Here is a 20895-nt window from a genome sequence, read left to right as displayed (position 1 = left end):
CCCGGCGGGGCTGGCGGAACTCATGCTGGCCGTCGAGCGGCTCGCAAGCTTGGCCATGCACCCACCGGGACCGAGAGGTCACAACCCTACCGAAGAGGGCTGCAGAAGGGATGGTCCTCTAATGAGCACGCCGGACGTCTGCGGGCCCGTCGTCGCGCGCCCGGACGCGTGCACGCGGGCCGCACCGGCTCGTCCGACCGGCCGAAGCTTCCGCTGTCAGTTCCGGCTTGTCCCGCGGTATGCGGGCCGCCGTTCACCGAATGGAGAGTTCTGATGCGCGTCATGATCGCGGCCTGGCCCTCGACGACCCATGTGTTCCCGGTCGTCCCACTCGCGTGGGCGCTTCAGTGCGCGGGTCATCAAGTCCGCGTCACCACGTATCCGGCCATGACCGAGACCATCACCGCCGCCGGTCTCACCGCCGTACCCATGGGGGAGAGCGAGGCACTCCCGTCCGCCCCCCTCCTCGACGCGGACCGGCTGGCCGAGCTGGAGCGCGACCTGGCCCTGAACGCGCACGACCGCCGGCTGTGGGAGTTCTTCCGGCACCGGATCCTCCCGGTGCTCTCGAAGTACCACCCGGGAGAGCCGGCGCGAGACGGTCACCGGCCGATGGTCGAGGATCTCATCGGCTTCGCCCGGAGCTGGCAGCCGGATCTGGTGCTGTGGGACTGCTCCCACTACGCTGCGTCCATAGCGGCTCGCTCCTGCGGCGCGGCCAGTGCCCGACTGATGGTTGGTGTGGACTACTGGGCGTGGAGCCGGGAACTGGTGCGCGAACGCCTGGCGGACCGGACGACGGGAGCGGCCCGTGACCCCGTCTTGGAACTTGTGCGGCCGATGGCGGAGAGATTCGGCTGCCAGGCGGACGACGAGCTGCTTCTCGGCCAGTGGACCGTGGATCCCACACCCCCGGCGATGCAGCTGCCGCTGCCGGTCCCGTACGTGCCCGTCCGCTCCGTCCCGTACAGCGGTGCGACCACGGTGCCGCCCTGGCTGTACGAGGAGCCGAAGCGGCCGCGAGTGTGTCTCACCGTGGGCCTGAGCGGCAGGGAACGGCTGGTGGCCGCCGGCGTCCCGCTCCCTGACCTGCTCGACGGGCTGGCCGAGCTCGACATCGAGATCGTCGCCACATTGAACACCGATCAGCTCGACCCCGCCTACCGGCCGCCCGAGAATGTGCGCGTCGTGGAGTACCTGCCGCTGGACCTGCTGCTTCCGACCTGCGCGGCCATCATCCATCACGGGGGCCCCGGTACGGCGGGTGCAGCGGTGGCGGCAGGGGTCCCGCAGCTGGTCACGGGCGCGTTGAGCTCGTGGGACAACGGAGCGTCCGATCCGGTCGCCCGGCACATCCGCAGCCGGGGCGCCGGGCTGGCGCTGGACCGTGAACGGTTCTCCGTGGCCTCCCTGCAAAGCGCCCTGCTCCGGATCCTTCAGGAGCCCTCCTTCGGGGAGGGAGCGGCGGGTCTGTATGCGGACTGGCTGGCTGTGCCCACTCCCGCCGAGCTCGTGCCCACGCTGGAGCGGCTGACCGACCTGTACCGGAAATGACGCGGGCGCACTGCGGCTGCGCGCAACGCGGGTGCCACGTGGGCATGCCCGTCCGACACAAGAAGACGCCTGCTGCCCCGCACCGGCCGGAACGCCGACGGCGAACGGCGTGCGGAAACTCAAGCGACGGTATCCGAATCGAGGTCATACGATGAAGGTGCTGGTCACGGGTGGAGCCGGATTCATCGGCTCGCACTACGTACGGTCCCTGCTGGCCGGGGAGTTCGAGGGTTTCGAGCGGGACAAGGTCACCGTTCTGGACAAGCTCAGTTACGCCGGGAACAGGGAGAATCTTCCGGGCAGCCATCCGCGACTGGACTTTGTGGAGGGCGATGTCTGTGACCTCGCCCTGCTGCTCGAACTCCTACCCGGTCACGACGCGCTGGTCCACTTCGCCGCCGAATCACATGTCGACCGATCGCTCGAGTCGGCGGCCGAGTTCATCCGGACGAATGTGGCAGGGACTCAGGCGGTGCTGGAGGCCGCGCTGAGAACCGGCACCGAGCGCGTGGTCCACGTTTCCACGGACGAGGTGTACGGCTCGGTGGAAAAGGGATCGTGGACCGAAAATTCCCCGCTGCTTCCGAATTCTCCCTACGCCGCCTCCAAGGCGGCCTCCGACCTGCTCGCCCGCTCATACTGGCGCTCACACGCCCTGGACGTCAGCATCACCCGCTGTTCGAACAATTACGGTCCTTACCAGCATCCGGAGAAGCTGATCCCACGCTTCGTCACCAATCTCCTGGAGGGGGAACGGGTTCCCCTGTACGGAGACGGCGGCAACGTGCGCGAGTGGCTGCATGTGGCGGACCACTGCCGAGCCGTTCACCTGGTCCTCACCCGCGGTGCGGCCGGCGAGATCTACAACGTGGGCGGAGGCACTGAACGAACGAACACGGCGATAACGGAGGAGATCCTCGCGCTGCTCGGACACGACTGGTCCAAGGTCCGTCGGGTGGCCGACCGCAAGGGACACGACCTGCGGTACAGCCTGGACGGTACCAAGCTCGAGACGGTGCTCGGCTTCGTTCCGCAGGTCGATTTCACCAGGGGCCTGGCAGAGACCGTTGCCTGGTACCGCGACAACCCTGAGTGGTGGAAATCGCTGAAACACCAGCAGGAGACCGCGAAAACAAGTCCGGGAGACTGGCCCTGAGGTAGCAGATGTCGGCCGGCGGCGGGAGCGTTGTGATGACGAATGCCATCCGCGACCGGCACGCGTCTGCCGGCGGCGAAATGAGGAGTGGTGAACCTGACATGAGCTATCACAGGGATCTGGTGCTCGAAGAGACCCGGAAGTACCACCGAGACGTGCAGCCGGCAGGGGAGTTCGTCCCCGGTGTCACGGAGATCTGGCCGTCGGGTGCGGTGCTGGAGGAGGAAGATCGGGCGGCACTCGTGGAAGCGGCACTGGACCTCCGGATTGCCGCGGGCCGCAGCGCGCGCATGTTCGAGTCACGATTCGCGAGAAAGCTCGGCCTGCGCAAGGCGCATCTGACGAATTCGGGGAGTTCCGCGAATCTTCTGGCGCTCTCGGCCTTCACGTCCCACCTGCTGGAGGACCGGAGGCTGATGCCCGGAGATGAGGTGATCACGGTCGCGGCGGGGTTTCCCACCACGGTCAACCCCATCCTGCAGAACGGGCTGGTGCCGGTGTTCGTGGACGTCGACCTGGGGACGTACAACACGACGGCGACGCGGATAGCGCAGGCGGTCGGACCGCGCACCCGGGCGATCATGATCGCGCATGCGCTGGGCAACCCCTTCGAGGCCACGGAGATCAGCCAGTTCGCGCAGGATCGCGACCTGTTTCTGATCGAGGACAACTGCGACGCGGTGGGATCGACGTACGACGGCCGGCCGACCGGCGCGTTCGGAGAGGTCTCGACGGTCAGTTTCTATCCGGCACATCATCTGACCATGGGGGAAGGCGGCTGCGTTCTGACCTCGAACCTGGCATTGGCCCGTATTGTGGAGTCGCTGCGTGACTGGGGCCGGGACTGCTGGTGCGAGCCCGGCGAGAGCGACAAGTGTCTGAAGCGGTTCTCGTACCAGATGGGCACCCTGCCCGAGGGGTACGACCACAAGTACATCTTCTCGCACGTCGGCTACAACCTGAAGGCAACCGACCTCCAGGCCGCCCTTGGCCTGAGTCAGCTGACCAAACTAGATGCCTTCTGCCAGGCGCGGCGTGACAACTGGAACCGGCTGCGTGAGGGTCTGGACGGCACCCCTCATCTGCTGCTGCCCGAGAAGACACCGCGCAGTGACCCCAGTTGGTTCGGGTTCGCGCTGACGGTACATCCCGACGCACCTTTCACCAGGGCGTCACTGGTGCACCACCTCGAAGGCCGCAAGATCGGCACCCGTCGGCTGTTCGCCGGAAACCTGACCCGGCACCCCGCGTACATCGGACGCCCGCACCGGATCTCCGGGGACCTGGTCAACAGTGACATCATTACCGAGCAGACGTTCTGGATCGGTGTGTACCCGGGGCTCACCGACGAAATGCTCGACTATGTCATCAGGACTGTGCGGGAGTTCGTAGGAGGATGCTCATGAGCGCGGTGACCACGTTGCACTCCCGGACGGATACGGATGTGGCCGGACGGCTCGCCCTGTCCGCGCGGCATACGGATCAGGGCCGGGACATGAACACAGCCGACTTTCCCGCCTGGCTCGAAGGGCGGCGGCGGGCGCACCGTTTTCGGGTGGACCGGATACCTTTCGCGGAACTGAACGGTTGGTACTTCGAGAGCGCCACCGGAAATCTGGTGCATCAAAGCGGCCGGTTCTTCAGCGTCGAAGGGCTCCGGGTGTCAGTGGACACGGGGCCGGTGTGCGACTGGCAGCAGCCCATCATCAAGCAGCCCGAAGTGGGTATTCTCGGTATTCTGGCCAAGGAGTTCGACGGTGTACTGCACTTTCTGATGCAGGCGAAGATGGAGCCGGGTAATCCCAATCTGCTCCAGCTCTCGCCCACCGTGCAGGCGACCCGGAGCAACTACACCAAGGTGCACAAGGGCGCGGATGTGAAGTACCTGTCGCACTTCATACGGCCCGAACAGGGAAGGGCCGTGGCCGACGTACTCCAGTCCGAACACGGCTCCTGGTTCTATCGCAAATCCAATCGCAACATGGTGGTCGAGACGGCCGGAGAAGTACCGGTGGACCCGGACTACTGCTGGCTCACCCTCGGTCAGATCGGGGAGCTCCTCCGCCGCGACCATGTGGTCAATATGGACGCGCGCACTGCCCTGGCCTGCATGCCCACCCAGGACGGGACTCCGAAAGCCCTTCAGTCCGACGTGGACCTGCTTTCCTGGTTCACGTCGGAGCGTGCTCGGCACGAGGTGTCCGTGGCACGAATTCCGCTGGACGAGGTCGCGGACTGGACCCGGGGCGAGCACGCGATCGAGCGCGCGGACGGCCGCTACTTCCGGGTGGTCGCCGTCGAGGTGGAGGCGGGTAACCGTGAGGTGCCCGGCTGGACACAGCCGCTCTTCGAGCCGACGGGCACCGGCGTCACCGCCTTCGTCGCCCGCCGCATCTGCGGGATACCACATCTGCTGGTCCACGCCCGGGTCGAGGGCGGGTTCCTGGACACCGTGGAGCTCGGACCCACCGTGCAGGCCACTCCGGACAACTGGACCCGGCTGCCGAAGCACCGGCAGCCTCGCTTTCTGGACCTGGTACAGGGGGCCGGCCCGGACCGCATTCGCTACGACGCGCTGCACTCGGAGGAGGGGGGACGCTTTCTCAACGCGGTGAGCCGATACCTCGTGGTGGAAGCCGACGAGAGTCAGGCGCCCCTGGATCCTCCGCCCGGTTACCGCTGGGTGACGCCCAGCCAGCTCAGCTCCCTCACCCGCCATGGACATTACGTCAATGTGCAGGCACGAACCCTGCTGGCGGCGCTGAACTCCGGCGCGGCGGACCTGTGAAGCGGCCGCGGCGAGCCGAGGGCGAGCCGGGCGACGTATCGGCCGTGGTGCTCGGCGCCACCGGTTTTCTGGGCAGACACATCTGCTCGCGGCTCACCGCAGTGGGGTTCCGGGTGCACCGGATCTCCCGGAACGCCGGCGCGTCCGCGGCCGGCCTGGTGAACGAGGCCGTCGTCGAGGCCGAGCCGGACGTGGTGGTCAACGCCGCCGGATGCGTCTGGAGCGGTACGGACAAGGAGATGGAGGCGGCCAACACCCGGCTGGTCACCGAACTTCTGCCCCGGCTCGCCGAGCTGCCGCACCGAACCCGGCTGGTCCAGCTCGGAACCGTCCATGAGTACGGACCGGTCGGCCCGGGGATGGCGTTGACCGAGCAGCACCCGACGCACCCGGACACGGTCTACGGCCGGACCAAGCTACGGGCGGCCCAGCACGTGCTGCGGGCCACCGGCGAGGAACTCGTCGAGGGCGTGGTGCTGCGCGTCTCCAACGCCCTCGGTCCCGGGATGCCGCGCGGAAGCCTGGTGGGCGGCATCGCGCGCCGGCTGGGCGAGCACGCCGCCGCGCGGGACGCCGCGTCCGAACTCGTTCTCCGCCTGAGTTCCGTGCGCGCCTACCGCGACTTCGTCGACGTGCGGGACGTCGCCGGTGCGGCCACCGCGGCCGCCGTGGCGCCGGGCGAAGTGGTCCGCGGCCGGATCATCAACGTTGGGAGCGGCCGCACGGTGCTGGTGCGGCAGCTGGTCGACCGGCTCATCGAACTCAGTCACGTGCCCTGCCGGGTGGAGGCCGTCGACGCGGTCGGCGGCGGGGCCGCGCAGACACGGGCCGCGTGGCAGCAGATGGACATTTCTCGATCCCGGGAACTGCTGGGCTGGCAGCCGGCGGTCGGTGCCGACGCGTCCTTGCGGGACCTGCTCGCCGAGACGATGCCGCGCGACGTTCGACGGTCATGACGATGTCCTGGGCCCCAGCGGCGTCCGGCCGGCTGCACGCCTGCCTGCGGCCCACGGCCGTGCCGCGCCGAGCCGGGTGCCCGGATCCCCTTCCTGTCCCTTCTCTTGGCGACCAGAACAAGAAAGGCCGCGATGCGAGTCCTCTTCGCAATCTTCCCGGCTACCGCGCATCTGCATCCCGTCGTGCCGCTCGCCTGGGCGCTGCGGGGTGCGGGCCACGAAGTGCGGGTAGCCGTCCACCCCGACATGGCTGATGCGGTCAGCGCGACGGGTCTGACCCCGGTACCGCTCGGCGACCATCCGCTGCTGCGCGGCGTCGTCGAGTTCAACTCCGACCTGGAGAAGCTGAACTCCCTCACCGACGCGCTGGTGGTCGACGGCGACGACGACGAGGACTGGGCGTCCACCTGGGAGCAGCTGGTCGGTACGCTGATGGTCTACCGTCCCGCCCTGGACGATCTGGTCGGCTTCTGCCGGCACTGGCAGCCGGAGCTGGTGATCTGGGATCCGCTTTGTGTCCCGGCGTCACTCGCGGCCCGGAGCTGCGGCGCCGCGCACGCCCGTCTGCTCTGGGGCCAGGACAACGTGGCCTGGCTGTGGGCGAAGGCCCGGGAACGGCTGGGCGGTGACGGGGCCCAGCTCGCGGAGCCCCTGAGCTGGCTGATGGAACCGATGCTGAAGGAGCACGGGCTGCGGTTCGACGCGGAGATGCTGCACGGCCAGTGGACGATCGACCCGCTGCCGCCCGGCCTGCGGCTGCCCGTCGACGAGAAGTACGTCCCGATGCGCTGGGTGCCGTACAACGGAGCCACCGCCTTGCCGGCCTGGCTGCGCGAGAGCCCGGGCCGGCCCCGGGTGTGTCTGACCCTGGGGCTGGGTGGCCGGGGGCGGCAGCTGTTCCGGGAGAGCGGTGTGGAGCTGAGGCAGCTCGTCGACAAGCTGGCACAGCTCGACATCGAACTGGTGGCCACGGTCGACGCGGCCCAGCGAGCCGCCCTGGGGACTCTCCCCCCGCATGTGCGCGCGGTGAGCTATGTGCCCCTGGACCAACTGCTGCCGACCTGCTCGGCTGTGATCCACCACGGCGGGGACGGGACCATCGCGGCCAGCACCGTCCACGAGGTGCCGCAGCTGATCGTTCCCATGGCCTTCTGGGGGGAGGCCAACGCCGCTCGGCACGTGGCGGCTCGCGGCGCCGGACTGGTCGTGCCGGTGTCCGAGCTGACGGCGGACGTCGTCCAACGGCAGACAACGCGGCTGCTGGAGGACCCGTCCTTCAGGACGGGCGCTGCCGCGTTGCACGCGGAGGTCCGGCAGGCGCCGACGCCGCGCGACACCGTACCCGTACTCGAACGCCTGACCGAGCAGTATCGACAGTGAGTCGGGGTGCAAGCACTGATGATCAATGTCTTCCAGCCCAGCCTGGGCGAAGAAGAGGTCGAGGCCGTCGCGCGAGTCTTCGCGGACAACTGGCTCGGGCACGGACCGCGCACCAAGCTGTTCGAGGAGGAGTTCGCCGCCCATATCGATGTGCCGGCCGAGCGCCTGGTGTTCATCAACTCGGCGACCTCCGGCCTGTTTCTCACCGCCGAACTGCTCGGACTCGGACCCGAGGACGACGTGGTGCTCCCATCCACCAGCTTCGTGGCAGCGAGTAACGCCATCGCCTCCACCGGCGCACGGCCGGTCTTCTGCGACGTGGATCCCCGCACGCTCAACCCGGTGGTGGAGCAGGTGGAGAGCGCCCTTACGCCTCGCACGAAGGCCGTAGTGCTGCTGCACTACGGCGGATACCCGGGTGATGTCGCCGCAGTGGCCGCGCTGTGCCGCGAGCGGGGGATCAAGCTGGTCGAGGACGCCGCCTGCGCCGTGGCCTCCCGGGCGGACGGTACGGCGTGCGGTGCGTTCGGCGACCTCGCGATGTGGAGCTTCGACTCGATGAAGATTCTGGTCACCGGGGACGGCGGGATGCTCTACGCACGCGAGGAGGCCCTCGCGCGAAAGGCCCGGCTACTGGCCTATCACGGGCTCGACCAGGAGAGCGGGTTCACCACGGCCGGCCGGTCCCAGCGGTGGTGGGAGCCGAATGTGCGGGCTTTCGGGCGGCGGGTGATAGGCAACGACATCGCCGCCGCCATCGGCAGCGTGCAGCTGCGCCGGCTGCCCGGATTCGTCGAGCGCCGCCGTGAAATCGCGGCGATGTACGACCGGCTACTCGCGGGCTGCGAGGGGGTCGCCCTGCCGCCTCCGCTCCCGGCTGGTCACGTCACGTCTCACTACTTCTACTGGGTGCAGCTCGATCCTTCGCTTCGCGACCTGGTCGCCGCGGACATGCTCGAACAGGGCGTGTACACCACCTGCCGGTATCCCGCGCTGCACCGGGTGCCCGCGTACCGCGCGTACGAACGGGAGCTGCCCGGTGCCGACGCAGCCTCCGACCGCACTCTGCTGCTGCCGCTGCACCAGGGGCTCGCCGACGACGACGTTCGCTCGGTGGCAGCTGCGCTTCGCCGTGCCGTCGAGCGTCAAGCGGGAGCCAGGAGCCAGGCGCGAGGCGCTGGGCATCGCCCGACCCGTCCCTGAGATCAGCACGACACGATGGAGGCACCATGGGTGAGACCGAGGCGATGAGACCGGTACGAGTCGGTGTTCTGGGGTGCGCGTCGTTCGCGCGCCGCCGGATGCTGCCGGCGTTCGCCGCGGCCGACGGCGTTCAGCTCACGGCCATAGCGAGCCGGGACGCGGGCAAGGCGGAATCGCTCGCGCGCCGCTACGGATGCCGCGCGGTGCACGGATATCAGCGGCTGCTGGAGGACGACGAAGTGGAGGCGGTGTACCTGCCACTGCCCGCGGCCCTGCACGCCGAGTGGGCCGAAGCGGCGCTCCGCGCCGGCCGGCACGTGCTGGTGGAGAAACCCATGACCACACACCGGAAGCGCACCGCCGACCTGATGGCGCTGGCCGGCGAGCGGGGGGTGGTCCTGATGGAGAACATGATGTTTGTGCACCACTCCCAGCATGCGGCGATCCGGGAGCTGCTCGCCGACGGAGCGATCGGGGAACTGCGCGTTTTCCGGGCTCAGTTCACCGTGCCCCGCAGGCCGGACTCCGATATCCGTTATCGGCCCGAGCTCGCCGGCGGCGCGCTGTGGGACGTGGGTGTCTACCCCGTCCGCGCGGCAGTGGAGTTCCTCGGCCCCGAGCAGAGTGTGGTGGGCGCCGTGCTCACCCACGGTTGCGGTTTCGACGTGGACACCTCCGGTGCCGCGCTGCTCACCACTCCGGCCGGGGCGGCGGTCGATCTCGTCTTCGGTCTGGATCACGGTTACGCCAATCGCTACGAGTTCTGCGGCACCGACGGGCGGATCGTCGCCGACCGGGTGTTCACCCTGCCTGCCGACCGTCCGCCCAGCGTGACACTGGAGCGCGACAGCGGCGCGGAACAGCTCGCGCTGCCGTGCGACGATCAGGTCCGCAACGCCGTCGACGCCTTCGTCCGGGCGGTGCGGCGGGGCGCCGCACCGGGCGAGCAGTCGCTGCGGACGGCGGGTCTGATCGACGACATCCGCCGGTACGCCCGCCTGGTCGGTGACGGGCGCGGCGCGGACGCGCGAGCGGCCGCGGGCGCCGGGGTGAGGAGGGCCTGATGCGCGTTCTGTTCAATATCTTTCCCGCAGTGGCTCATCTGCATCCCGTCGTGCCACTGGCGTGGGCACTGCGGGGCGCCGGGCACGAGGTGCGGGTGGCCGTGCACCCGGGGCTGGCCGACGCCGTCGGCGCGGCAGGGCTCACGGCGGTGCCCCTCGGAGACCGGGACGTGCTCAGGCGCGTGGTGGAGTTCGGGTCCAGGACGGAGAATCTGGACGTACTGGACGACAGTCTCGCGCTCGGCGCCGGAGGGGAGGGTGCCGGTGACTGGGCGGCCAAGTGGGAGCGGATCACCGACGCGCTGGCCATCTCCGCCGCGGCGCTCGACGATCTCGTCGCGTACTGCCGGCACTGGGAGCCGGAGCTGGTGATCTGGGACCCGTTCTGTGTGTCCGCCGCGTTCGCGGCGCGGGTCAGCGGGGCCGCGCACGCCCGGTTCCTGTGGGGCCAGGACAATGTGGCGTGGCTGTGGGAGCGGGCCGGGGAACGTTCCCGGCAGCTCGGCGAGGACGGGGCGGACGCCGCGCTGCGGAAGCTGATGGACCCGATGCGGCGGGCGACCGGCCTTGAGCTTGAGGACGAGCTGCTGGTGGGGCAGTGGACGATCGACCCGATGCCGCCCGGCCTGCGGCTGCCGGCCGCCGTGGACTACCTCGCGGTCCGCCGGGTGCCGTACAACGGATCGGCCGTGGTGCCGGACTGGCTGCGCACGGAGCCTCGGCTGCCCCGGGTCTGTCTGACGCTGGGGGTGGGCGGACGGGGACGGCAGCTGTTCCGGGTGAGCGGAACGTCGTTCGACGACGTGCTTGCGGCCGTGGCGGAACTCGACGTCGAGCTGATCGCCACGGTTGAGGCGTCCCGGCTCCGTACGACGTCCACCGTGCCGGACAATGTGCGCCTCATCGACTACCTGCCGCTGGATGTGCTGCTCCCCAGCTGCTCTGCGGTGATCCACCACGGCGGCGGCGGGACCTTCGCTGCCGCGGCGGCGCACCGGGTACCGCAGGTCGTCGTTCCCATGGCCTTCTGGGGAGAGGCGGCCACGGCCGCGTACGTCGCCGGGCGCGGCGCCGGGCTGGTGATCGACCCCGGGAGCTTCTCCGCGGAGAACCTGCGGCGGGGGGTGGCCCGGTCACTGTCGGACCCGTCGCTGAGGGCGGGAGCGGAGGGGCTCCATCGCGCCCTTCAGGAGATCCCGAGTCCCCACGACATCGTGCCCTCGCTGGAGAATCTGGTCGCCCGGCACCGGCGGTGAGCCCACCTCGGCGGCACGCTGACGTTCGGCGCGACCGTCAGCGGGCGACCGTCAGGTCGAGGGCGGGCGTGACCTGCTCGAAGGCCTCCTGCACACGACGGGCGAGGGTGACCCGGCGGCCGTAGCCGGTGTCGCCTCCCTCGCCGCGGCCGGCGGACCAGTTCCTCGCCCCGCACCGGTAGATGCCGAGGGTGAACTCGCCGAGGAGGCGCAGCCGCACATCCCACCGACTGTCCACCCCGAGCTGCCGTTCGAGCTCCTCGACCAGCCGCTCCTGGACCTGGAAGGAGAGCATGGTGCTGTGCCTGCGCAGCGCCGGGGTGCCGGCGATGAGTCTGCGGGTGGCCAGGAAGCGCTTGTCCCAGTCGTCGCCCATGCCCGTGATCGTGGAGATCAGCGCCGTGTGCAGCGCGGTGAGCACGGAGCCGGTGAGTTCGGTGCTCGCCAGCTCCTCGACGTAGGCATCCCACAGCTCCGCCTCGGCGGCGATCGCCACGTCCTCCTTCGAGGCGAAATGACGGAAGAACGTCCGCTTGGAGATCTCGACCCGGTCGACGAGCTCGTTGAGGGAGACCTCGTCGAAGCCGTGCTCGGAGAAGAGGGCCAGGGCCGTTTCCGCCAGGGAGTTCCGGGTGCGCAGCTTCTTCCGCTCGCGGAGCGGGAGCTGGGACAGCGGAGAAGGCGAGTCCGAGACCATGCCCCCAGTGTAGCCAGCTGCCAGTCGGTGTAAATAGCCACTGGGTTTACTTAGCCATATGTGGCATAGTCGCCTCGATGGCAATTTTCCATGCGGCTGCCGAACCCTGGGGGGTATCCCTTGCTCTACCGGCTTTTACGGGTACGCCTGCGCCCCTACCGCGGACTCATCGCACTGGTGATGGTGCTCCAGCTGGCGCAGACCCTCGCCACGCTCTATCTGCCGACCCTGAACGCCGACATCATCGACACCGGCGTCGCTCGGGGTGACAGCGACTACATCCTCCGTAACGGGGTCGTGATGCTCGCCGTCACCGTCGTGCAGATCACCTGCTCCATCGTCGCGGTCTACGTCAGCGCCCGCATCTCGACGGGAGTCGGCCGTGACCTGCGCTCCGAGGTCTTCCACAAGGTCCAGGGGCTGTCCGCCCGGGAGGTCGGCCGGTTCGGGCCGCCGTCGCTGATCACGCGCACCACCAATGACATCCAGCAGATCGAAATGCTGGTGCTGGTCACGCTCACGATGATGGTGGTGGCTCCGGTGATGGGTGTCGGGGGCCTGGTCCTGGCGCTCAACCAGGACGTACCGATGTCGCTGCTCCTGCTCGCCATCCTGCCGGTGCTCATCGGCATCCTGACCGTCATCATCATGCGGATGGGGCCCGTTTCCCGGGTCCTTCAGGACTACGTCGACCGCGTCAACCGCGTCGTGCGGGAGCAGATCTCGGGCATCCGGGTCATCCGGGCCTATGCCCGCGAGAAGGACGAACGGGCCCGCTTTGCCGAGACCAACACCGAGCTCGCCGCGGCCTCGCTGCGTCTGGGACGGCTGATGGCCCTCATGAAGCCGGCGGTCATCCTGGTCATGGACGGGTCCAGCATCGCCGTGCTGTGGTTCGCCGGCCACCGTGTCGACGACGGCGGCATGGCGGTCGGGTCACTCATTGCCTTCCTGCACTACCTGCTACAGATCCTCCAGTCGGTGCTGATCGCGGCAGCGGCCTTCATGATGGCGCCGCGCGCCGTGGTCTGCGCCGGGCGCGTCACGGAAGTCCTCGAGACCGAACCCGGCGTCCGCGCTCCTGTCCAGGCCGTTCCGCTGCCGCGCGGCGGGGGCAGCCTGGACATCCAGGGCGTGGAGGTCCGTTACCCCGGAGCCGAAGAGCCCGTGCTGCGCCGGGTCGACCTGACAGCCCGGCCCGGCGAGACGACCGCAGTCATCGGCTCCACCGGGGCCGGCAAGAGCACCCTGCTCGACCTGGTGCCGCGCCTGTTCGACCCGGACCGAGGCACCGTCCGGATCAGCGGCGTGGACGTCCGCGACCTGGATCCGGCTGTCCTCGCGAGGACGGTCGGCCACGTACCGCAGAAACCCCACATGTTCTCCGGCACCATCGCGGCGAACCTGCGCTACGGAAACCCCCGGGCCACCGACGAGGATCTCTGGACGGCTCTCGACATCGCCCAGGCACGGGACTTCATCGAGGCGCTGCCCGACCAGCTGTACGCGCCCGTCGGCCAGGGGGGACATACCCTCTCCGGCGGCCAGCGCCAGCGGCTGTCCATCGCCCGCGCGCTGGTCACCCGGCCGAAGATCTATCTGTTCGACGACTGCTTCTCCGCCCTGGACTACGCCACCGACACAGCGCTGCGGGCGGCCTTCGCGAACACCCTGGGCGACGCCACCGTCATCATCGTCGCGCAGCGTGTGGCCACCATCCGCGACGCCCACCGCGTCGTCGTGCTCGACCAGGGGCGGGTCGTCGGCACCGGAACCCACCGCGAACTGCTGGCGGGCAACGCCGTCTACCGGGAGATCGTCCTCTCGCAGCTGAGTGAAGAGGAGGCGGCCTCATGACGCGGTGGCACCGCATGGACACAACGACCGTACCCAAGGGCGCGGCGGGCCGGAAAGAAGGTGATGCGGTATGAGTGACGAGAGCACCGACGCCCCGGCGGACAAGGCCCTGCACTTCCGTGCGTCCGCCCTGCGGCTGCTGCGGGAGATGCGAGCGGACCGGTTCCTGCTGATCGCCACCGTCCTCTCGGGCGTGGTGACGATCGCGCTGACCATGTCGCTGCCGCTGCTGCTCGGCAGAGTCACCGACATCATCGTGGACGGGGCGCGGTCGGACGGCGTCGATTTCGACCGGGTCGCCCGCTCCCTGTGGGTCGTGGGCGTGCTCGTCCTGTGTGCCGTCTTCTTCGCCGTCATCCGTGGCCGGCTGACGGCGAGGATCTCCCAGCGCGTGGCCTACCGCCTCCGGGAGAAGTCGGCGACCAAGCTGACCCGACTGCCGTTGAGCCACTTCGACAGGCAGCCCCGTGGCGAGATCCTGTCGCGCATCACCAACGACGTCGACAACATCTCGCAGACGCTTCAGCATGCCCTCGGCGGACTGGTGGCGGCCGTTCTCACCATCATCGGAGCGCTGGCGATGATGCTGGTGCTCTCACCGGTCCTCACGCTGGTCGCTCTGGTCACGGTGCCCGTAGCCGGGTTGGTGGCGAAGAAGATCGCGAAGCGGGCGCAGCCCCACTTCGTCGACCAGTGGGCCGCGACCGGCACGCTGAGCGCCCACGTGGAGGAGATGTACAGCGGTCACGCCGTGGTGACGACCCACGGCCGGCAGGCGGAGGCCATCAGCACGTTCGAGGACCACAACGAGAAGGTGTACCGGTCGAGTGCCAAGGCGCAGTTCCTCTCCGGCGCCATCGAACCCGCCATGGCCTTCATCGGCCATCTGAACTACGTCCTCATCGCCGTCATCGGGGGGCTGCGGGTCGCGTCCGGGACGATGACCATCGGCGAGGTCCAGGCGTTCATCGGCTACACCCTCCAGTTCAACAACCCCATCACGCAGGTCGCCGCGTACGCCAACCTCATGCAGTCGGGCGTGGCCTCCGCCGAACGGGTCTTCCAGCTGATCGACAGCGAGGAGGAGCGCCCCGACGCGGCGTCACCCATCCGGCCGGACAAGGTCCGGGGGCAGGTCACCTTCGACCAGGTGTCGTTCCGCTACGAGCCGGACAAACCGCTCATCGAGGGACTGTCCCTGACCGTGCAGCCCGGCGAGACGGTCGCCATCGTCGGACCCACCGGCGCCGGCAAGACCACGCTCGTCAACCTGCTGATGCGGTTCTACGAACCCACGGCCGGACGGATCGGGCTGGACGGCACGGACATATCCCGGATGTCGCGCGCCGAGTTGCGCGGGAACATCGGGATGGTGCTCCAGGACACCTGGCTGTTCTCCGGCACCATCGCCGAGAACATCGCCTACGGAGACCGCGGCGCGGATCGGGACCGTGTCGTCCGGGCGGCCCGCGAAGCCTACGCCGACCGGTTCATCCGCACCCTGCCGGACGGCTATGACACCGTTCTGGAGGACGACGGGACCAATCTCAGCGCCGGCGAGAAACAACTCGTCACCATCGCCAGGGCGTTCCTCACCAGGCCCGCCATCATGGTCCTCGACGAGGCCACGAGTTCGGTCGACACCCGCACCGAACTGCTCGTCCAGCAGGCCATGGCCTCACTGCGTGCGGACCGGACCAGCTTCGTCATCGCTCACCGGCTCTCCACGATCAGGGACGCCGACACCATCCTGGTGATGGACGCCGGGAGCATCGTCGAGCAGGGCTCCCACGCTCGGCTCATGGCCGCCGGCGGGGTCTACGCACGGCTGTACGAGTCCCAGTTCGCCCCGCAGGCCGACAACGCCGTGGCTCCGTAGCGCATCCCCCTCCCGCACAGCTCCCGCCGGCCGGACCGGGCCTGACCTGCCGTCCGGCCGGCGGGGGCTTCGTCGTGTGCCGGGCCGCACATCGTGCGACGGGCCTGGTGCGCCTGTACGCCCGTACATCCCTCCCGCCCCGTCCGCCTGCCACTCGGCACGGCCTGGACGGCCGGGCGCAACCGAGGAGACATCCATGCGTGTGCTGTTCACGGTTTCGAACTGGGCCACCCACTGGTCGGCCATGGTCCCGCACGGCTGGGCGCTCCAGGCCGCCGGTCACGAGGTGCGTGTGATGTGCGCGGGCAGCCAGAGCGCGCCTGCCGCGCACGCCGGACTGACACCGGTCCCTGTCCTGGAGGCGGTGGACATGCCCGTCCGGGTGCGGGTCCACAACTATCTCAAGGCACGCGCCGGCGAATGGCCGTTCACCCAGCTGCCACCCCACCCGGAGACAGGGCGGCCACTGGCGTCGCTCGACGATTTCGATCTCGACGCCTACATCAGGGACAACACCGATCTCGCGGCCGGAATCGCCCTGCGGAGCGCTGACGCAGCCGTGACCTTCGCCCGCGCGTGGCGGCCCGATCTCGTGGTGCACGATCAGATGAGCCTGGAGGGGCCGCTGGTCGGACGCGTACTCGAGGTCCCCGCGGTGCTCGCGCTCTGGGGCCCGCTCGGTCCCGACGACCGCCCCAGAGGCGTGGCGGCCGACGGCGGACCTGGCGCGACGTTCCTGCCCACGGACCGTATGGGGGTGTTCCGGCGTCACGGTGCCGGTGTGGACCTGACGCCGGAGATCTTCGAGCACGTCGTGGACCCCAGTCCGGCGAGTGTGGCGCCGCCCCTGCGCGCCCGGCGGCTCCCGGCGCGTTACGTCCCCTACAACGGGTCGGGCTCCGCGCCCGGGTGGCTGCACGATCGGCCCCTGCGCTCCGGCCGGCCCCGCGTCTGCGTTGTATGGGGAACGTCGGTGCGCACCATGTACGGCGACGGCCCGTTTCCGGTGCCCGCCGCGCTGGCGGCACTGGCCGGGGCCGGCGCGGAGGTGACCGTTGCGCTGGCCGCCGCCGACCGAGCGCGGCTCGGCGAACTCCCGGACCACACGCGGCTTGTGGAGAACGTACCCCTGCATCTGCTGTTGGCGGGAGCGGATTTGGTCGTGCACCACGGCGGTGGGGGCTGCACCATGACCGCCCTGGCGGCCGGGGTACCGCAGCTGACGCTCCCGCTGGGACTGGACCAGGAAGTGATCGCCGACCGGCTGGCGGCGGCGGGCGCCGCGCGTACCCTGCACTGCTCCGCGGCCGATGCGACGTCCATAGCCGACTCCGCGAAGGCATTGCTGACGGATCCGGCGTATCGGTCCGCGGCCCGCGAACTGGCCCGGGAGATGGCCGGCAACCCTTCGCCCGCCGCCCTCGTGGCCTCGTTGGAAGAGCTGGCCCTCGCCGGCAGCTGACACCGGATCGCCGGGCCGTCGGGTGCACGGCTCGCTGGAGAAAGAGGACATATCGCTATGGACATCATGGGGCACGGATTTCTCGCCCGGAACCTGCGGCCGATCGCCCACCGGCATCCCGACACGGTCGTCTTGGCGGCCGGCGTCTCGTGGGCGAGCGGCACATCGGAGGCGGACTTCGCGCGCGAGGCCGATCTTGTACGGCAGACGGTTCGCCGGTGTGTGCGAACGGGCCGCCGCCTGGTCTTCTTCTCCACCGCGGCCACGGGCATGTACGGCGCGGTGGACGGCCCGGGGCGGGAGGACAGCGAGATCACGCCCTGCACCTCCTACGGAGCACACAAGTACCGACTCGAAGAGGAGCTGCGGGCCTCGGGCGCGGACAGCCTGATCCTGCGCCTGGGTCATCTCGTCGGCCGTGACCAGCCGCCTCATCAGCTGATACCGGCTCTGATCCGGCAGGTACGCCAGGGCCGGGTGCTGATCCACCGGGGCTCGGCGCGGGACCTGATCCTCGTGGACGACGTCGTCACGATCATCGACAGCCTGCTCGGCAACGGGGTACACGGGGAAACCGTCAACGTGGCGTCCGGGACGGCCGTGCCGACGGACCGGATCGTCGACCACCTGGAGCACCGTCTCGGGGTGCGCGCGCAGCGCGCCTACGAGGACGTGGGCACGCATCACCACATAGCCATCGACAAGCTCCGCCGGCTCGTGCCGGAAGTGAACCGGATGGGGTTCGGCCCCGGCTACTACCGCACGGTCCTCGAAGCCACCGTCCCCCCTCGTGTCAACTCGGCCGGCCAGTGAGCGGGCTGGTGTCCGGCGGCGGCATGCCGGTCAACCGATCAGAAGGAGAAACCCGTGCGCGTGCTCTTCGTCTCGCCTCCAGGTGTGTCGCATCTGGCCGTCATGGTGCCGCTGGCACACGCCCTGCGGACCGCCGGTCACGAGGTCCGGGTCGCCAGCCATCCCGAGCTGGCCGGACACACCGTCGGCACCGGTCTGCCCGCGGTGGTGGTCGGCGAACCGGCGGACCAGTGGGCGTGGCTGCGCAGTTGTGCCGGCAACGAGACGATCGACCGCATGGTCGATCCGCTGTGGCTGCAGACGGAGGACGAACATCTCCACACCTGGATTCGCAACTATCTGCTGATGCCGTTCTGCCACTACTTCCTCGACGAGCAGCCGGGGACGGACAGGCGCCCGCTGCTTGACGACCTGGTGGACTTCGCCGTGCGATGGCGGCCCGACCTCGTGATCTGGGATTCCCTCAGCTTCCACGGCGCGGTGGCGGCCCGGGTCTGCGGGGCGGCGCACGCGCGGATCCTGTGGGGTCTGGACAAGCTGGGCTGGGTGCGGTCCATGCTCCTGGCGCGGCAGGCCGGCACGGATGCCGCTGGGCCGGAAGGCAGCCGCGATCCCCTGGCGGAGGCGATGCGGCCGGTGCTGCGGCGCTTCGGAATCGAGTTCAGCGAAGAGCTGGTGACGGGCCAGTGGACACTCGACACGATGCCGCCCCGGATGCGTCTGCCCGTCGACCTCGACTATGTGGCGATGCGGCGGATTCCGTACAACGGCGCGGCAGAACTGCCCGCGTGGCTGGACGCACCGCCCGGACGCCCGCGGGTCTGCCTCACCCTGGGGGTGAGCGCGGGCCGGTCCTCGGAAAGCGGCGACACGTTCGTCGCCGACCTGTTCGGCGCGGTTGACGGCATGCCCCTGGAACTGATCGCCACCGTCAACGACAGTCAGCTGGCGGACGTGCCCCACGTTCCGGCGAACGTGCGGACGATCGACTACCTCCCGCTGAACGTACTCCTGCCGTCGTGCTCGGCCGTCGTCCATCACGGCGGCGGCGGCACGCTGGCCGCAGCGGTCGCGCATCGGGTCCCGCAGCTGATCGCCCCGACGGAACCCGGCGACTACTCCGACATCGCACGCTTCGTCGCGGACCGGGGCGCCGGGCTGACGGCCCGGCGCGGCGCCGACACGAGCGAACGCCTGCGCGCGCTGCTCGGCCGCCTCCTTGACGAACCTTCCTTCCAGGCCGGCGCCGACGCGCTGCACCGGGACTCCCTTCAGGTCCCGCACCCGGGTGATGTCGTGGTGCAGCTGGAGCGCCGGACGGCACAGCAGCACGAGGGGGCCCGATGCGTGTCCTGATGATCAGCAGTCCGGTGCCCACCCACTTCACCCCGATGATCCCGCTGGCCTGGGCGCTGCGGGCCGCGGGTCACGAGGTGACGGTGCTGAGCCAGCCGGATGTGATGGGAGCCGCCGGGACCGCCGGGCTCGTGGGGGTGAGCTACGGCGGCCGGTTCGATCATGTGGAATCGACGCTGAGGTCGCTGGCACCCGGGCAGCGGCCGCTCGCGGCGTGGGGCCGGGTGACGCCGGAGAGCCTGACCTCCATGTCCCCCACGTGGGTCGCGCAGACCGAGGAGGTGCTGCCGCAGTACCTCACTTTCACTCGCGCGTACGCCCCCCACCTGATCGTTGCCGACCCAATGGAGGCCAAGGGAGTGATCGTCGGCGGGCTGCTGGACATCCCCGTGGTCCTTCACCGGTGGGGGGTGGACCCGGTCTCCGCCGCCGTACGTGTCGCCGCCTGGCGTTCCCTGGAGCACCTGCTGCGCCCGATGGGTCTGGAGGACCTCCCGGAACCGGCTGTGATCGTGGATCCGTGCCCGCCGAGCCTGCAACTGCCCGGGGCCGCTCCGGGACTCCCGATCCGGGCCATGCCGTTCAACGGGAGCGGCGCGGTGCCGACCGAGTTCGTGACCGGGACCGCGGCATCTGCCCCGGGCCGGCGGGTGGCCGTGTGCCTGGGCACCAGCACCCTGGCTCTGCACGGCGTGCCGTTGATGCGCGCGATCCTGCGGAGCTTCGCGGGTCTGGCGGGCGTCGAGGCCGTCGCCACGGTGGACAGCGCGTTCCGGGAGGCCATCGGTCGGGTGCCCGCCAACGTGCGGCTGGTGGATCCCGTGCCGTTGCAGCTGTTGCTCGCCACCTGTTCGGCGATCGTCCACCATGGTGGCGCGGGGACCACCATGACCGCGATCGCCGCCGGCCGGCCCCAGCTCGTCCTGCCGCAGATGGCCGACCAGTTTGCGCACGGCGACCGGGTCGTCGACGCGGGCGCGGGAATCTGCCTCGACGACGCGGCGGCTCAGGAAGACGCGTCCGAGGTGCGTGCGGCGCTGTCCCGGCTGTCCTCCGAGGCGGCCCACCGATCGGCCGCGCACCGCCTGCGACAGGAGGCGGACGGCATGCCGGTGCCACAGCGGGTCGTCTCCACGCTGGAGGGTGTGGCCCGGCAGGCGGTGCCCGCGCGGCGGGCCTGAGCCGGTCCGTACGGTACCGCCGGAACCCGCCAGAACCCGCCATCACCGGCCCACCGGGTCGCTGGTCCGGGCGGCGAGCGGGAACGGCGACCGCTCGCCGCTCGGCGTGACGTGCGCCGCACCGCTCGTCGGCCGGATGCGTCCGGTGTTCGCGCCGCCGCTGTGCGGCGACGTGTCGTCGCGCTTCGCCACCGCCCGTCCGGTCGACGGCGTGCGCCGGAGGATTGAGGATGGAATGAGGCCATTGCCGGCCGTCAACAGCGTGACCCCTGCCACGAATGATTGCCACAATG

General features: G+C 69.7%; 17 protein-coding genes. 15 read left to right on the top strand and 2 right to left on the bottom strand.

Annotated features, from left to right (window positions below; translation table 11 throughout):
• The first annotated feature begins 273 nt into the window (after window positions 1-273).
• From LZF96_RS20545 to LZF96_RS20505, 9 genes are all read left to right on the top strand, one after another.
• Window positions 274-1554, top strand: a complete 1281-nt coding sequence (locus tag LZF96_RS20545; protein WP_374203287.1) for a nucleotide disphospho-sugar-binding domain-containing protein — start codon at window positions 274-276, stop codon at window positions 1552-1554.
• Between the two features lie 151 nt (window positions 1555-1705).
• Window positions 1706-2710 (top strand): dTDP-glucose 4,6-dehydratase, encoded by a 1005-nt coding sequence (rfbB, locus tag LZF96_RS20540; RefSeq protein ID WP_233874982.1) that lies wholly within the window; start codon window positions 1706-1708, stop codon window positions 2708-2710.
• 101 nt (window positions 2711-2811) lie between these two features.
• Window positions 2812-4116 carry a lipopolysaccharide biosynthesis protein RfbH gene (rfbH, locus tag LZF96_RS20535; protein ID WP_233874965.1) on the top strand — a complete coding sequence of 435 codons (1305 nt, stop codon included), beginning with the start codon at window positions 2812-2814 and terminating at the stop codon, window positions 4114-4116.
• Window positions 4113-5498, top strand: a complete 1386-nt coding sequence (locus LZF96_RS20530) for an NDP-hexose 2,3-dehydratase family protein (RefSeq protein ID WP_233874924.1) — start codon at window positions 4113-4115, stop codon at window positions 5496-5498. The genes rfbH and LZF96_RS20530 overlap by 4 nt, the downstream gene beginning before the upstream one ends.
• On the top strand, window positions 5495-6454 hold the full coding sequence (locus tag LZF96_RS20525; protein WP_233874921.1) for an NAD(P)-dependent oxidoreductase: 960 nt from the start codon (window positions 5495-5497) through the stop codon (window positions 6452-6454). Before LZF96_RS20530 ends, LZF96_RS20525 begins: the two co-directional genes overlap by 4 nt.
• Before the next feature lie 132 nt (window positions 6455-6586).
• Window positions 6587-7834 carry a nucleotide disphospho-sugar-binding domain-containing protein gene (locus tag LZF96_RS20520; RefSeq protein WP_374203286.1) on the top strand — a complete coding sequence of 416 codons (1248 nt, stop codon included), beginning with the start codon at window positions 6587-6589 and terminating at the stop codon, window positions 7832-7834.
• 6 nt (window positions 7835-7840) lie between these two features.
• Entirely contained in the window at window positions 7841-9037 is a 1197-nt protein-coding gene (locus LZF96_RS20515) for a DegT/DnrJ/EryC1/StrS aminotransferase family protein (RefSeq protein WP_233874907.1), read from the top strand.
• 26 nt (window positions 9038-9063) lie between these two features.
• On the top strand, window positions 9064-10101 hold the full coding sequence (locus LZF96_RS20510; protein WP_233874904.1) for a Gfo/Idh/MocA family protein: 1038 nt from the start codon (window positions 9064-9066) through the stop codon (window positions 10099-10101).
• A gap of 29 nt (window positions 10102-10130) precedes the next feature.
• Window positions 10131-11357, top strand: coding sequence for a nucleotide disphospho-sugar-binding domain-containing protein (locus LZF96_RS20505; protein ID WP_233874901.1), 1227 nt, complete (start codon window positions 10131-10133; stop codon window positions 11355-11357).
• 37 nt (window positions 11358-11394) lie between these two features.
• Here LZF96_RS20505 and LZF96_RS20500 read toward each other — a convergent pair whose 3' ends face one another.
• On the bottom strand, window positions 11395-12054 hold the full coding sequence (locus LZF96_RS20500) for a TetR family transcriptional regulator (protein WP_233874898.1): 660 nt from the start codon (window positions 12052-12054) through the stop codon (window positions 11395-11397).
• Window positions 12055-12174: 120 nt separating this feature from the next.
• Here LZF96_RS20500 and LZF96_RS20495 point away from each other — a divergent pair, with 120 nt between their 5' ends.
• The 6 genes from LZF96_RS20495 (at window position 12175) to LZF96_RS20470 (ending at window position 20602) form a co-directional block, all read left to right on the top strand.
• Window positions 12175-13911, top strand: coding sequence for an ABC transporter ATP-binding protein (locus LZF96_RS20495; RefSeq protein ID WP_233874894.1), 1737 nt, complete (start codon window positions 12175-12177; stop codon window positions 13909-13911).
• A 70-nt stretch (window positions 13912-13981) separates the two neighbouring features.
• Window positions 13982-15790, top strand: a complete 1809-nt coding sequence (locus tag LZF96_RS20490) for an ABC transporter ATP-binding protein (protein ID WP_233874891.1) — start codon at window positions 13982-13984, stop codon at window positions 15788-15790.
• 196 nt (window positions 15791-15986) lie between these two features.
• Window positions 15987-17252 (top strand): nucleotide disphospho-sugar-binding domain-containing protein, encoded by a 1266-nt coding sequence (locus LZF96_RS20485; RefSeq protein ID WP_233874888.1) that lies wholly within the window; start codon window positions 15987-15989, stop codon window positions 17250-17252.
• Between the two features lie 57 nt (window positions 17253-17309).
• Window positions 17310-18065: an NAD(P)-dependent oxidoreductase gene (locus LZF96_RS20480; RefSeq protein ID WP_233874885.1), complete on the top strand. Its 756-nt coding sequence runs from the start codon at window positions 17310-17312 to the stop codon at window positions 18063-18065.
• Between the two features lie 54 nt (window positions 18066-18119).
• The gene (locus tag LZF96_RS20475; protein WP_233874882.1) at window positions 18120-19421 is read left to right on the top strand and encodes a nucleotide disphospho-sugar-binding domain-containing protein; all 1302 of its coding nucleotides are present in this window, start codon (window positions 18120-18122) and stop codon (window positions 19419-19421) included.
• Window positions 19409-20602 carry a nucleotide disphospho-sugar-binding domain-containing protein gene (locus LZF96_RS20470; RefSeq protein WP_233874867.1) on the top strand — a complete coding sequence of 398 codons (1194 nt, stop codon included), beginning with the start codon at window positions 19409-19411 and terminating at the stop codon, window positions 20600-20602. The genes LZF96_RS20475 and LZF96_RS20470 overlap by 13 nt, the downstream gene beginning before the upstream one ends.
• Before the next feature lie 42 nt (window positions 20603-20644).
• Here the strand turns inward: LZF96_RS20470 and LZF96_RS20465 are convergent, their stop codons facing one another.
• On the bottom strand, window positions 20645-20878 hold the full coding sequence (locus LZF96_RS20465) for a hypothetical protein (protein ID WP_233874865.1): 234 nt from the start codon (window positions 20876-20878) through the stop codon (window positions 20645-20647).
• Window positions 20879-20895: the final 17 nt, after the last annotated feature.

The organism is Streptomyces sp. ST2-7A (assembly GCF_021390475.1).
Classification (GTDB): domain Bacteria; phylum Actinomycetota; class Actinomycetes; order Streptomycetales; family Streptomycetaceae; genus Streptomyces.
Note: the sequence above shows the minus strand (reverse complement) of the source record. Positions and strands in the feature narration are given on the sequence as shown.